Source organism: Streptomyces sp. NPDC051064, from assembly GCF_044455985.1.
Taxonomy (GTDB): Bacteria; Actinomycetota; Actinomycetes; order Streptomycetales; family Streptomycetaceae; genus Streptomyces.
Map to the genome: position 1 here is coordinate 376,068 of NZ_JBITFK010000006.1, position 13,128 is coordinate 389,195.

General features: G+C 72.2%; 11 protein-coding genes and 3 pseudogenes. 11 read left to right on the forward strand and 3 right to left on the reverse strand.

All coding sequences use genetic code 11. The annotated features are described in order from the left end of the window. The first annotated feature begins 170 nt into the window (after window positions 1-170). On the forward strand, window positions 171-1,382 hold the full coding sequence (locus ACIBCU_RS23285; RefSeq protein WP_399233602.1) for a phosphatidylserine/phosphatidylglycerophosphate/cardiolipin synthase family protein: 1,212 nt from the start codon (window positions 171-173) through the stop codon (window positions 1,380-1,382). A gap of 63 nt (window positions 1,383-1,445) precedes the next feature. Here the strand turns inward: ACIBCU_RS23285 and ACIBCU_RS23290 are convergent, their stop codons facing one another. Then, the gene (locus ACIBCU_RS23290) at window positions 1,446-1,733 is read right to left on the reverse strand and encodes a DUF4190 domain-containing protein (protein WP_362936960.1); all 288 of its coding nucleotides are present in this window, start codon (window positions 1,731-1,733) and stop codon (window positions 1,446-1,448) included. Between the two features lie 156 nt (window positions 1,734-1,889). Between ACIBCU_RS23290 and ACIBCU_RS23295 the strand changes: the two genes are divergently transcribed. After that, window positions 1,890-2,318, forward strand: coding sequence for a hypothetical protein (locus tag ACIBCU_RS23295; RefSeq protein WP_362936963.1), 429 nt, complete (start codon window positions 1,890-1,892; stop codon window positions 2,316-2,318). A gap of 108 nt (window positions 2,319-2,426) precedes the next feature. After that, a complete protein-coding gene (locus ACIBCU_RS23300) occupies window positions 2,427-3,029 on the forward strand; it encodes a hypothetical protein (protein WP_399233917.1) in 603 nt (200 codons plus the stop codon). Here ACIBCU_RS23300 and ACIBCU_RS23305 read toward each other — a convergent pair. Further along, a pseudogene (locus ACIBCU_RS23305) lies at window positions 2,924-3,623 on the reverse strand (winged helix-turn-helix domain-containing protein); the annotation flags it as partial. The gene ACIBCU_RS23300 and the pseudogene ACIBCU_RS23305 sit on opposite strands and share 106 nt — an antisense overlap. 66 nt (window positions 3,624-3,689) lie before the next feature. On the opposite strand from ACIBCU_RS23305, the gene ACIBCU_RS23310 reads away from it, so the two are divergent. Next, complete coding sequence (locus tag ACIBCU_RS23310) at window positions 3,690-4,331, forward strand: flavin reductase family protein (RefSeq protein ID WP_399233605.1); 642 nt, start codon at window positions 3,690-3,692, stop codon at window positions 4,329-4,331. A gap of 130 nt (window positions 4,332-4,461) precedes the next feature. After that, window positions 4,462-5,227: pseudogene (locus tag ACIBCU_RS23315) on the forward strand (transposase); the annotation flags it as partial. 290 nt (window positions 5,228-5,517) lie between these two features. Here the strand turns inward: ACIBCU_RS23315 and ACIBCU_RS23320 are convergent. Next, window positions 5,518-6,477, reverse strand: coding sequence for a MerR family transcriptional regulator (locus ACIBCU_RS23320; protein WP_399233607.1), 960 nt, complete (start codon window positions 6,475-6,477; stop codon window positions 5,518-5,520). 93 nt (window positions 6,478-6,570) lie between these two features. Between ACIBCU_RS23320 and ACIBCU_RS23325 the strand changes: the two genes are divergently transcribed. The 6 genes and pseudogenes from ACIBCU_RS23325 (at window position 6,571) to ACIBCU_RS23350 (ending at window position 13,128) form a co-directional block, all read left to right on the forward strand. Then, the gene (locus tag ACIBCU_RS23325; protein WP_399233609.1) at window positions 6,571-8,094 is read left to right on the forward strand and encodes an alpha/beta fold hydrolase; all 1,524 of its coding nucleotides are present in this window, start codon (window positions 6,571-6,573) and stop codon (window positions 8,092-8,094) included. Between the two features lie 2 nt (window positions 8,095-8,096). Further along, window positions 8,097-8,234: pseudogene (locus tag ACIBCU_RS23330) on the forward strand (DUF2945 domain-containing protein); the annotation flags it as partial. A gap of 136 nt (window positions 8,235-8,370) precedes the next feature. Further along, on the forward strand, window positions 8,371-9,636 hold the full coding sequence (locus ACIBCU_RS23335) for an NAD(P)/FAD-dependent oxidoreductase (RefSeq protein ID WP_399233611.1): 1,266 nt from the start codon (window positions 8,371-8,373) through the stop codon (window positions 9,634-9,636). Next, window positions 9,633-10,841 (forward strand): lycopene cyclase family protein, encoded by a 1,209-nt coding sequence (locus tag ACIBCU_RS23340; protein WP_399233613.1) that lies wholly within the window; start codon window positions 9,633-9,635, stop codon window positions 10,839-10,841. The genes ACIBCU_RS23335 and ACIBCU_RS23340 overlap by 4 nt, the downstream gene beginning before the upstream one ends. Next, window positions 10,838-11,569: a methyltransferase domain-containing protein gene (locus ACIBCU_RS23345; protein ID WP_399233615.1), complete on the forward strand. Its 732-nt coding sequence runs from the start codon at window positions 10,838-10,840 to the stop codon at window positions 11,567-11,569. The genes ACIBCU_RS23340 and ACIBCU_RS23345 overlap by 4 nt, the downstream gene beginning before the upstream one ends. Then, window positions 11,566-13,128, forward strand: coding sequence for an FAD-dependent oxidoreductase (locus ACIBCU_RS23350; RefSeq protein ID WP_399233617.1), 1,563 nt, complete (start codon window positions 11,566-11,568; stop codon window positions 13,126-13,128). The genes ACIBCU_RS23345 and ACIBCU_RS23350 overlap by 4 nt, the downstream gene beginning before the upstream one ends.

Here is a 13,128-nt window from a genome sequence, read left to right on the forward strand (position 1 = left end):
GCATCCTAGAAGGCCGCGCCGCACCGTGGATCGGAAACTCCGTCGCGCGTCGGGCCCCGGAGCCGTCCGCCGGCCCGCAGGTGGCCGGACCTCGGTGGGCCGTACCGGAGTGGGCGCTCCCCAGGAGTACAGTCGCCCTGCCCAGTCGCCCCAGGTCCACCAGGTGAGAGATGTCCAGCCACATAGATGAGCGGTCCTCGCACGACAGACCCGATGCCGACCTCTACGCCGCGCGGGCGCAACGGCTCCGACGGCGGCTGGAACGTCTGATCGGCATCGCCGCGACCGAGGGCAACAAGGTCGTTCCGCTCCGCAACGGGGACCAGATCTTCTCGTCGATGCTGGAGTTCATCCGTGGTGCGGAACACACCGTGGACATGATGACGTTCGTGTACTGGCGCGGGGACATCGCCCGCGAGTTCGCCGAGGCGCTGTCGGAGCGGGCGCGCGCCGGAGTGCGGGTGCGGCTGCTGCTGGACGGGTTCGGCTCGCGGCTCATCGAGAAGGACCAGCTGGCGATGATGGACGAGGCCGGGGTGGAGGTGGCGTGGTTCCGCAAGCCGTTGTATCTCTCGCCGCTCAGGCAGAACCACCGCTGCCATCGCAAGGTCCTCATCACGGACGAGGAGACGGCGTTCACCGGCGGGGTCGGGATAGCCGAGGAATGGTGCGGCGACGCCCGTGACGAGAAGGAGTGGCGCGACACCCATGTGCGCGTGCAGGGTCCGGCGGTGGACGGACTGGCCGCCGCGTTCGCGCAGAACTGGGCGGAGTGCCACGACGAGCTGTTCACCGATCGGGACAGGTTCGTCGACGCCGCGGATCACGGCGACGCCGTGGTCCAGGTGGTGCGCGGCTCCGCCGGCTTCGGCTGGCAGGACATGCAGACCCTCCTGCGCGTCGTTCTGGAGTCGGCCGAGGAGCGGGTCCGGCTCTCCACGGCGTACTTCGCGCCCGACCCGTACTTCATCGGTGTGCTGTGCGACGCGGCCCGCCGGGGCGTCGAGGTGGAGATCCTGCTCCCCGGGCCGCACACGGACAAGCGGGTGTGCAGGCTCGCCGGGCAGCACCACTACGAGGAGCTCAACGCCTGCGGTGTGAAGATCTACCAGTATCAGCCGACCATGCTCCACACAAAGACGCTGACGGTGGACGGCATCGCCTCACTGATCGGGTCAACAAACTTCAACCGCCGCTCCCTCGACCACGACGAAGAGGTGATGCTCGCCGTCCTGGACCGGGAGTTCACCGCGACGCTCGACGGTCACTTCGATGAGGACATGGAGCGGAGCACCCTGATCGACGGCGCGCGGTGGAAACGCCGCTCGCCCGCGCAGAGGATCCGGGAGGCCGCGGTGCTGCCGATCCGCCGGTGGCTGTGACGCGTACATACGGATGGGCCACCACGAGCCGTGGTGGCCCGTCCGTGCTTCCCGCGCGGCCCGTCAGCCGCCGACGTACCAGCTGAAGCCGCCGGACGAGGCGGCCACGGCCATCAGGACGACGAAGAGGATCACGTCGATGATGCCGAGGACGAGTCCGGCCTTCGCCATGCCGGCACCGCCCTTCGCGGCCACCTGACGCAGGCCGAAGGCGCCGAGAACGATGGCGACCGGGCCGAGGATCACGCTGAAGAAGACGAGCCCCACGATTCCGCAGACCAGGCTCGCGACAGCGAGACCATTGGTCCCGGACCTGGGAGTGGCCATGGACGAACTGTCGTAGTGCGACATCACTCTCTCCCGTCGGTTCATCGTGCTGTGTGCTTGCGGTGAAGTGCGGGTGCCCCTCTTGCGATGCCCCAATCACCCGGTTCCTGAGGGTGTGACGGCTGCCGCCGGGGGCATACGGGCTGTCACCTGCCGCTTGTCAGGTGAAGGGAGTGGTCCATGAGCGAGTCTGTCGAGACACGGCCGGAGACGACCGCGGTGATGACGGAGCCCGTGCCCGATCTGCAGCTCCAGCTGCTGATCCAACTACTGGACAGAGAAATGCGGTCCAGCCTGCCGATCACCCTCACCGTAGCCGGTGGCGTACTCCACGGAGACGTGATCGGCCACGAGGCGTGGAAGGCGGACTGGGCGCGGAGCCTGCGCCAGGTCGAGGGTGAGGGCGCGAACCTGATGGCGGAGTTCCCGGAGACGGTGGACCAAGGGATCAGAGAGCTGAGCACCGGGGACGGCACCACGCAGCTGCCGCGCTGGATTCATCTCAGCGACGCCACATTGGTCCTCGGTGGCACAGGGTCCCTGCGGCTGCCCCTCTGGCGTGGGCGTCTGGCCGACGTGTCGGGCTGGTCCCTGGGACGGCCGCAATGAGAGTGCGCGTGCGGGACGGCCGTCGGGGCGGAGGTGCATCCGCCCCGACGGCTGACCGCCGTCGGCCGTCTCGACGCGGTGGTGTGCTGCGCCGCCAACGGCCCGCTGGTGGATCTGGCCTCGGTGACGGACGCGGAGGCCGCCGACGGGGTGCGGGGCAAGCTGCTGGGCCAGGTCGCACTCGTCCGGCGAGCCGTACGTCATCCGCGGGACGGCGGGTCGGTCACGCTGACCGGAGGCACCTTCTCCGCCCCGCTGGCCGGCGGCTCACTGGGTGCGCTCATCAACACCGGCCTGGAGGGCTTCGTCCGCAACGCGGCTCCTGAGCTGCCGAGGAATCTGCGTCTGAATCTCATCAGCCCCGGCTGGATCAAGGAGACCCTGGAGAGCATGGGGGCGGGCGGCACGCCGGTCTCCGAGGTCGCCCCGCGCCTATGTGACGGTCGTGGAAGGCACCGCCCAGGGCCTGACCGTACGTCCGTGAACCGGCCCGCTCCCCTAGGAGCGCGGGTCAGTAACGAAGACTGGCTGTGCCGCCGTGAGGCATGGGTAGCCGTAGCGTCCGGCCCAGGGGCTGGTGTTTACCTGATCGGAGTCTGCGTCTCGTCGGCAAGACCGAGATGGTCCTTGAGCGCGCGCTGGCCGGCGTCGGTGAGAGCGATGGCGCGGCTTGTGCCGATCCGGGTGATCCAGCCGGCGTCGAAGGTGTGACGACACAGGGCGGCGCCGACGGCGCCGGCCAGGTGGGGACGACGTTCGGTCCAGTCCAAGCACGAGCGAACCGGCGGGCGCCGCGTGGCGGGCGGTAGTGCGATGCCGAGTTCAGCGAGCCAGGCGGTCCCGTCGCTGGTGAGAGTCAGCCCCTGCTCCCAGTCCAGCAGCCCCCGATCGGTCATCGCTTCGGTGATCGCGACCCCGAGAGCACCGGCGAGGTGGTCGTAGCACGTGCGGGCGCGAGCCAGCGCCCGGCTGCGGTTGGCAGCAGGCAGTGAGCGGGGGCAGATCGGCGCGTCGAGGCGCCATCGAGGCAAGCTTTTCGATCAGTTCGGCCGTGTCGGGGCCGGCCAGGCGAACGTAGCGATGGCGGCCCTGGCGCTCCTGCGTGAGCAGTCCTCCGCGCACCAGGAGGTTCAAGTGCCCGGTCGCCGTCGAGGCGGCCACTGCGGCATGGCGCGCCAACTCGATCGCCGTCCACGCCCGGCCGTCCAAAAGGGCCAGGCAGAAGCTGGCCCGGGTGCCGTCGGCCAGCAATATGGCCAGGGCGGCCAGGTCAGGGCTCTCGACGTGAGCGTCATGGCTGTTCATCGCTGTCCATTGTCTACCTGCGATCCTTCGGCGACCGCCGAAGAGTCCGCGCCCTACGGTCGGCCCATGAACACCGCGACGCCCAGCAGCGTGCCCACCGACCTGTCGTCCCAACACGTGGCCCTCACGCCGAGCATCCTGTACTTCGGAACGCCGGTCGTACTGCTCTCCACGGAGAACGAGAACGGCTCCTTCAACCTTGCGCCGATGTCCTCGGCCTGGGCACTGGGCCACGTGATCGTCCTCGGTCTGGGCGTCGAGGGACAGACCGCGCACAATCTCCGCAGCCGCCATGATCTGGTGGTCAACCTTCCCGCGCCCGCGCAGTGGCCGGCGGTGGAACGTTTGGCGCCGCTGACCGGGCGCACCCCGGTACCCGTGCACAAGCGTGGTTCCTTCCGTTTCGAGCCGGACAAGTTCGCCGCCGCCGGTTTGCGACCTCAGCCCTCCGAGCTGGTTCGGCCGCCCCGCGTCGCCGAATGCCCGATGCAGTTGGAAGCCCGCGTTGCCCGGGCCCAACCCGATGCCTCCGGAGAGTTCCTCATCGTCGAAGCCCATGTGCTCAAGGTGCACGCCGATCCCCGGATCGTCGTTTCCGGTTCCCAGCACATCGACCCAGCCGCGTGGAGCCCGCTGATCTACAACTTTCGCCACTACTACGGACTCGGCCCCGAACTCGGCCACAGCTTCCGCTCCCAGACAGCCTGACGAAGCCAGTGGTCCACCGCGAAGAGCCACGGGACAAGCGAGGAGATTGAGCACGGGCCGTCATCGGCGCCCCACCCTCGGTTCGCCTCCATTCATGCGAAATAATGCCTGTATGCGTGGTGGGGATAGGCTGTTCGAGGTCGAGCCGGTCGAGATGCAGCAGCCGCGGGCGGTCCGGCGGCGGTGGATCAAGCGGTTCCGGGCGTTCGACCCAGGTCCTGCTCCTGCCGCCACCGCTGGACGACTGGCTGCCCGAGGGACACCTGGCCCGGTTCGTCGCTGATCTGGTCGACGACGTGCTGGACCTGTCGGCGGTCCGGGCCGACTACACCGAAAAGCGCGGCTATCCGCCGTATGACCCGCGGCTGATGGTGCGCCTGCTGATCTACGGCTACACCACCGGCATCCGCTCCTCGCGGGCGATCGAGCGCAAGTGCGCCGACGACATCGCGTTCCGCTTCCCGGCCGCCGACCAGGCCCCGGACTTCCGCTCGATCTCCCGGTTCCGCCGCCGCCACCTGGACGCGCTCGCCGACCTGTTCACCCAGCCCCTGCACCTCGTGCAGAAGCTGGGCATGGTCAAGATGGGCCGCGTCGCCCTGGACGGCACCAAGCTCCAGGCCAGCGCCTCCAAGCACAAGGCGATGAGCTACGTCCGGCTCATCGACAAGGAGGAGCGGACCGAGGCCGAGATCGCCCAGTTGGAGGCGATGTCCGCAGCCCTGCTGGCCGACGCCGAAGCCAGCGACGCCGCCGAGGACGCCACGTTTGGCGTCGACGGCAAGGATACCGACCTGCCCGCCGAGCTGGACCGCCGCGAGAAGCGCCTGGCCAAACTGCAGGCCGCCCGCGCCCAGATCGAGGCCGAAGCCGCCGCCAAGGCCCGCCGCCATGCCACGCTGAGCTACACCACGATGCTCGACCAGTGCGCCCAGAACACCGGCATCCACCCCAAGCAGGCGGAGAGTGGCGACTGCTGGCCGCCTGCCACAACCTCCGCAAGATCTTCCGACACGTCGGCACCGCCGGACTGGTCACCGCAACGAGCTGACCACCCCCGCCCCCGCCAGACCACGTCCGACGGACAGGACCCAACCCACGGGCTCACCGGTGGCAACGGGGGCGGCCACGACCGGCCCCACCGAACACGGCCAACCAGCCGCTTGCCCGTTACTGGGACACGCTCCTAGGCGGTCAGCGCGGTCCCCGACCGGGAGTCCAGTGCGGCGAGAAGCCAGTCGTGCGCGGACCCGGGTGTCGGCTCGGGCCGGCCCGCCGGTGGGCTGACCAGCTCGGCCGTCAGTTCCCAGTACCGGTCGATGCGCGGGTCGGCGGCAAGCTGCCGGGCGAGAGCGCGGCGGAAGCCCGGAGTGTCCGCCGTGTTCCGGGCGCTCGCGTACGCGTCCACGAAGCCGTCCAGCGCCTCCCCCGGGAAGGGCGCCCTGTCCCGGCGCATCTCGGTGGCCGCGAGGTCGTACGCCTCGGCCAGGCCCGCGTACAGCACGGCCGACGCACGGGCTCCCACGGCTCTGTGCGCGTGGGGCTGGGTCGGCTCGTCCCCGCCGCACGGGCGGGACACCATCGCGTACAGCCGGGCGAAGGCGAGCACCTGCGCCGGATCGGGATCCTCGGGTGGCTGCGGTACCGCGATCTCCAGAAACGCGGTGACGGCCCTGGCCGGCATGCGCGGCGGCAGCCAGCCGCGCCAGAAGCGGGCCAGGGGTCCGGTGTCCGGCGGCGCGGACACCGCGCCGATCAGGCGCAGCCGGTCCGGGCGTTCGGCCGCCGGGCACTCCTGCACCGAGCGGAGCGCCGCCTCTCGCCAGCGCAGCGCCCTCAGTTGGGAGCCCAGTTCGCGCAACTGCCCCGCGACGGCGTCCTCCAGGGCTCCGCCCGCACGCCCCGCGGTCTCCTCCTCGTCCAGGACCCGGCGCACCGCGGAGACCGGCAGGTCCATGGTTCGCAGGGAGCGGATCATGCGTAGCCGCTCGAGAGAGTCGGGACCGTACCTGCGGTGACCGCCGACGCTGCGGGACGCCTCGGGCAGCAGGCCGTTGTCGGAGTAGAAGCGGACCGTCTTGACGCTGACTCCCGCCCGCTCGGCGAGTTCACCGATGCCGCACAGTCCGTCGTACGACGAGAACACTTGAACCTCCCTCAGGGGGAGTTCCTACGGTACCCGCGAGAGGGGCCGGCCGATCGGGCCGGTCCGGGGACGACGGCGTATCGAGGAGAGACCATGACCGCGTTCATCCTGGTGTCCGGTGTGTTCACCGGCCCGCACGTGTGGGACGAGACAGCCGCGCGTCTGGCCTCGGCGGGGGCCGAGGTCCATGCGGTGGCCCTGACCGGGCTCGGAGGGGCCCGCCCGTCCGCCGGTACGGACATCGACCTGGAGACGCACATCGCGGACGTCCTCGCGGTGATCGACTCGGTCGGACAGGGGGCGGGACGGAAGATCGTGCTGGTCGGCCACGACTACGGCATCCATCCGGTCGTGGGAGCCGCCGACCGGCGGGCGGGGTCGGTCGCAAGGATCGTGTATGTGGACTCCGGGCTGCCCCAGGACGGTGTCCCGGCCCTGGCCGCCGTACCCGACCAGGGCACGCGCGAGGAGGCGCTGCGGACCGCCGAGGGCGGCACGCCCGGCGCGGCGCTGCCGTCTCCGGCCCGTGACGCGTGGCAGCTCTGGGGCAGCACCGCCGGCGTGCCCGGCACGGCGCTCGACCGGCTCACCGCACTCGCCTCGCCGCACCCCCTGGGCACGCTGCTCCAGCCACTGCGGCTGACGGGTGCGGCGGCCGAGGTGCCCATGGCCGGGGTGCTGTGCACCGGCAACGGAGCGAGCATCGCGATGGTCCAGGCCCGTGTGAACCTCGGCGAACCCAGCCTGCGGGCGCTGACCGGCCCTCGGGTCACCTTCTTCGAACTGCCCACGGGTCACTGGCCGATGCTGTCGAGTCCCACGGCACTGGCGGTGACGCTGCTCGAGGCCGCGGCGGGCGAGGGGCAGCGGCTGACCCCGGTGGACGCCACGAAACCGCCCTCACACCTGCTGCCGTTCCTGCTGGACGTGCCCGAGCTGCCCCGCGAGCGGACGGGCAGCATCGATCTGTATCTGCCGCCCGGCACCGACGGCCCCCGTCCGGCGGTGGTGTTCGTCCACGGCGGCCCGGTGCCCGCGGAGGCACGCCCCACCCCCCGGGACTGGCCGGTCCTCACGGGATACGCCCGGTACGCCGCCGACCACGGAGTGGTGGGGGTGACCCTGGACCACCGTCTGCACGCCGTGACCGACTACGAGCGGGCCGCCTCCGATGTGGCGGACGCGGTGGAACGGGTCCGGGCCGATCCCCGGGTGGACCCGGACCGGGTCGCCCTGTGGTTCTTCTCCGGCAGCGGCCCGCTCACCGCGGACTGGATGGCCAAGCCCCCGTCGTGGCTGCGTTGCCTGGCGGCCGACTACCCCATCATGGCGCCGCTGCCGAACTGGGGGCGGCTCGACCGGCGGTTCCACCCGTCGGACGCGGTCGCACACGCGGGGTCTCTGCCTCTCGTACTCGTCCGGGCCGGGCTGGAGACCGCTGACATCGCGGTCACCGTGGAGGAGTTCCTGACCGCCGCATACCGGTGCGGGGCCGACATCGAAGTGGTCGACGTGCCGAACGGCCACCACGCCTTCGAGACGATCGACCGCACCGACGAGTCACGCGACGCCGTGCACCGCGCCATGGGCACCGTTCTGCGTCACCTGACGACCTGAGCACGGGCCGCACCCGTGCCGCGGGGCGGACCGTCGACGCCTCCGAGGAGGAACCGCAGTACGAGGTGGAGAGCGACAAGTCCGGCCGGTCCGCCGTGCACAGGTCCGGCGCCCTGCGGAAGAGGCGCGGCGGCTCCTGATCCGGTGCACGGGGCCACGGGCGCGCAGTCGGGTCACACGAAGAGGCGATACCCGTGGCGGCTGCTGGCTTCGGAGCCCGGAACGTGATCGGCTTGACACCCCGTCAGCCGTATGGGGCCGAGCCGAGGGACACGGATGACGAACCGACAGCACCCGCCGGCACCGGACGCCGTCGTCGTCGGCGCGGGCCTGGCGGGACTGGCCTGCGCGCTCGACCTGTGCGGCGCCGGCCTCCGAGTCGAGCTGCTGGAGGCCTCCGACGGAGTGGGCGGCCGGATGCGCACGGACCGCAAGGACGGATTCCTCCTGGACCGCGGCTTCCAGGTCTTCAACACCTCCTACCCACAGGTGAAGAGGCGCCTCGACCTGCGCGCGCTGCGCCTGCGGCCGTTCACCCCCGGTCTCATCGCCCGTACGCCCGCCGGGCGGGTGCGGGTCACCGACCCCACCCGGCGGCCGGAGGACGCGGCACAACTACTGTCCGGACGTGTTCTCCCGGCCCGTGACCTCGCCGCCCTCGGCGTACTCACCGCGCGTGACGTCCTGCTTCCCGCGAAGCGCCTGGGACGTATGCCCGACCGCACCGCGTCGGAAGCTCTCGTGCGGGCCGGGCTCTCGCCGCGCGCGATCGAGGACCTGCTACGGCCGTTCCTCTCCGGGGTGTTCCTGGAGGAGGGGCTGGAGACCTCGGCACGCTTCCTGCACCTGGTCTGGCGCAGCATGGCGCGCGGCACGCTCTGCCTGCCGGCCCGGGGCATCGGCTCCGTACCTGCCCAGCTCGCCGCCGGGCTGCCGGAGGGCGCCCTCCGGCTCGGTGCGGCCGTCGCCGAGGTCACGGACTTCGGGGTGCTCCTGGCCGGCGGCGGTGAGCGGCCGGCCGCCTCCGTCGTGGTGGCCACCGACTCCGCCACGGCCGCCCGTCTGCTGCCCGGCCTGCCGGTACCGGACAGCCGTACGGTGACGACGTACTACCACGCGGCCGAGCGGTCACCGCTGACCGAACCGACCCTCCTGGTGGACAGCGGCCTCGCCGTCCTGAACAGCTGCGTCCTCACCGAGGTCGCCCCCTCCTACGCTCCCCCGGGCACGGCACTGATGTCGACCTCCGTGCTCGGCTCCGGCCCGCCCGGCGGGGACACGACGGTCCGCGCACGCCTCGCCGAGCTGTACGACGTGGACACGAGCACCTGGGACACGGTCGCCGCGTACACCGTGGAGGGCGCCCTGCCCGCCATGCGGCCTCCCTGGCCGCTGAGCCGTACGACCCGCTTCGCGCCGGGCCGGTACGTCTGCGGGGATCACCGGGCCACCGGCTCGGTGCAGGGCGCGCTGGCCTCCGGGAGCAGGGCGGCGCGCGAGGTGCTGGCCGACCGTGCGGCGGCGCGGACCCCCGGGACGTGAGCGGACGCTTCCGGGGGCGCGTGGACGACGCCGTCGTCGTGGGCGGCGGCGCCGCCGGACTCTGCCTGGCCGACCGGCTCATCAGGACCGGTACGGCAGTGACGCTGGTCGAGGCCCCCGACGGGCCGCTGCGCCCTCCGGAGCGCACCTGGTGCTACTGGGAGGCGGGCGCCGGCGAGTTCGAGGACGCCGTCGTCGCCTCCTGGGAGCGGCTGCGGGTGCGGGAGCCGGGCGGCGGCGTCATCGAGTCGGACACCGCACCCCTGCGTTACCGCATGGTGCGCTCCGGCCCCTTCGAACGGCTGGTCCACTCCCGGCTGGCGGCGTGCCCGGCGGCCCGCGTCGTGCGTGCCACCGCACACGAGGTGCGCGATACACCGTACGGCGCCGCGGTGCGCTGCACGACGGGCGCCGGTGGATCGCTCACCCTGCGCGGCAGATACGTCTTCGACTCGCGGCCCGTGCGAGGTACACCGCCGCACCGCACACTGCTGCTGCAGCACTTCCGGGGCTGGTTCGTGCGCACCGCCCTCCCCCGCTTCGACCCCGGCGTGGCGGACCTCATGGACTTCCGGGTCCCGCAGCCCCGCCACGGTCTCGCGTTCGGCTACGTGCTGCCGCTCGCACCGGACCTGGCGCTGGTGGAATACACCGAGTTCTCCCGTGCCCCGCTCACGACAGCCGCGTACGGGGCGGCCCTGCGGCAGTACACGGGGGAGGTCCTGCGCCTCGGCCGGTTCGCCGTGGAGTCGGCCGAGCAGGGTGTCATCCCCATGACCGACGCCCGCTTCCCCCGCAGGACCGGCCGCGCCGTCTTCCGTATCGGGGCCGCCGGGGGCGCCACCCGCCCGGCGACCGGCTACACCTTCGCGGCCGTGCAGCGCCAGAGCCGCGCCATCGCCGCCGCCCTGCAGAGCGGGTCCCCGGGGGTGCCGCCGCCGCACGGCCGCAGGGCGCTCGCCATGGACGCCGTGCTGCTCCGGGCCCTCGACACCGGGCGTGTGGACGGGCCGCGCTTCTTCACCGACCTCTTCCGCCGCATCCCCACGGAGCGGCTGCTGCGTTTCCTCGACGGCGGGAGCACGCCGTGGGAGGAGTTCGGGATCGGCCTGCGTACGCCTGTGGGCCCGATGCTCCGCACCGCGGCCGAACTCCCCTTCCTCACCCGCCGGGCCACCGGCCGATCCGAAGAGAGCCCTCGATGACCCTCCTGCGGGACCACGATCTGGCACACGCCTTCGATCACGCGTCACACACGTACGACCGGCTCACCGCGCTGAATCCGGGCCACCGCTCAGACCTCCTCCGCTCGGCGCACCGGCTCCGGCTGCCGCGCGGCGGAAGGGGACATCGGGTGCTCGATCTCGGATGCGGGACGGGCGCCTCCGCACGGGCGCTGCTGCGGGCGGCCCCGTACGCCGAGATCACGGCGGTCGACGCCTCCGCGGGCATGCTGGAGCGGGCGCGTGCGAAGCGCTGGCCCGCGGACGTCCGCTTCGTGCACCGGTCCGCGGAGGACCTCGCCACCACCGACGACGACGGCTCGTACGACGCCGTCTTCGCCGACTGTCTCTTCCGCAACGTGGCCGAACCCGGTGCGGTCCTCGATGCCGTGCGCGCTCTCCTGCGTCCAGGTGGCCGTCTGCTGGCCCACGAGTACAGCCTCAGCGGCTCGCCCGTGCACCGGGCCGTGTGGAACACGGTCTGCCGGGGTGTCATCGTCCCGGCGGGCACGCTGACCGGCGACCGCGCGCTCTACCACCACCTGTGGCGCAGCGTCCTTGTCTTCGACACCGCGCCCGTCTTCGAGCGACGGATCGCCAGGGCCGGATTCCCCTTCGTGCGGACCGTGCCCGTCGGCGGCCGGCAGACCGGGATCGTCCATGTGTTCCTGGCCCGGAGCGTGGACGTCGTACGGCCCGAGGCGTCATGAGCTCCCGCAGGCGCCGGCCCGGTCCCGCCCGGCACGGACGTGACCGCCGGGCCGAGGTGCTCCTGCCGGAACCCGGGCGCGAGCGCTTCACCGGCGACGCCCCTTCGGCCGCGGTCATCGGCGGCGGCATCGCCGGGCTCGCGGCGGCGACCGCGCTCGCCGAACGCGGTGTCCGGGTGACTCTCTACGAACGGGGCGAGGCGCTCGGCGGCCGTCTCGCCGGGTGGCCTGTCCGTCTCGCCGACGGCTCCGGGTTGACGATGAGCCGCGGCTTCCACGCGTTCTTCCGGCAGTACTACAACCTGCGCGGGTTGCTGCGCCGTTCGGATCCCGGGCTGGCGGCGCTCACCCCTCTGCCGGACTACCCGCTGAGGCACCGGGACGGGATGTCGGACAGTTTCGCCCGCGTGCCGAGGACCCCGCCGTGGAGCGCGCTCGGATTCGTGGCGCTCAGCCCGGCGTTCGGCTGGGGCGACCTCGTCGCGATGAACCCCCGCGAGGCCCTGCCGCTCCTCGACGTGCGGGTCCCCGAGGTGTACGAACGCTTCGACGGGGTCAGCGCCGAGGAGTTCCTGCACCGGATCAACTTCCCCGAAGCGGCCCATCACCTGGCCTTCGAGGTGTTCTCCCGCAGCTTCTTCGCCGACCCGCGCGAACTGTCCGCCGCCGAACTGCTGCTGATGTTCCACATCTACTTCCTCGGGTCGTCCGAGGGGCTCCTCTTCGACGTGCCGCGCGAGCCCTTCCCCCAGGCGCTCTGGGAACCGCTGGGGGGCTATCTGCGGCGGCTCGGCGCCGAGGTGCGCACCGGCACCCCGGTCCACCGCGTCCGGCCGGCCGCCGGCGGGGACCTGACCGTGGAGACCGAAGGGGCGGCCGACCGCCACCAGGCCGTGGTCCTCGCCCTGGACACCCGGGGCCTGCGCCATGTCGTGGGCGCCTCCGAGCAGTTGGGGGACGCGTCCTGGCGCGCGGACATCGCGGCCCTGCGCACGGCGCCGCCGTTCCTCGTGTCCCGGCTGTGGCTCGACCGGCCCGTGCGCGAGCACCGAGCGGGGTTCCTCGGCACCAGCGGCTTCGACGGCCTCGACAACGTCAGCGTCCTCGACCGCTGGGAGGGCGAGTCGGCCCGCTGGGCGGCGCGAACAGGGGGCTCCGTGGTCGAACTCCACGCGTACGCCGTCGACGAGGGCGCCGAGCGGAAGCAGGTCCAGCGCCGGATGCTCGACCGGCTGCACGAGGTCTATCCCGAGACCGCGGACGCCGGAGTCGTCGACGTCCGCCACGAATGGCGCGCCGACTGCCCCCTCTTCCCCGTGGGCGGCTACGGTCGGCGGCCCGCCGTGCGAACGCCTCACCCCGGCGTCACACTTGCGGGCGACCTGGTCCGCACCGGCCTCCCCGTCGCCCTGATGGAGCGCGCCGCGACCTCGGGATTCCTGGCCGCCAACGCGCTCCTCGCCGGCTGGGGAGTCCGGGGGCAGGTGCTCTGGACCGTCCCGCGCGCCGGACGCTCCCGTGCCCTGCGCGCCCTCGCCGGCCTGGCCGCGCGGCGCTGA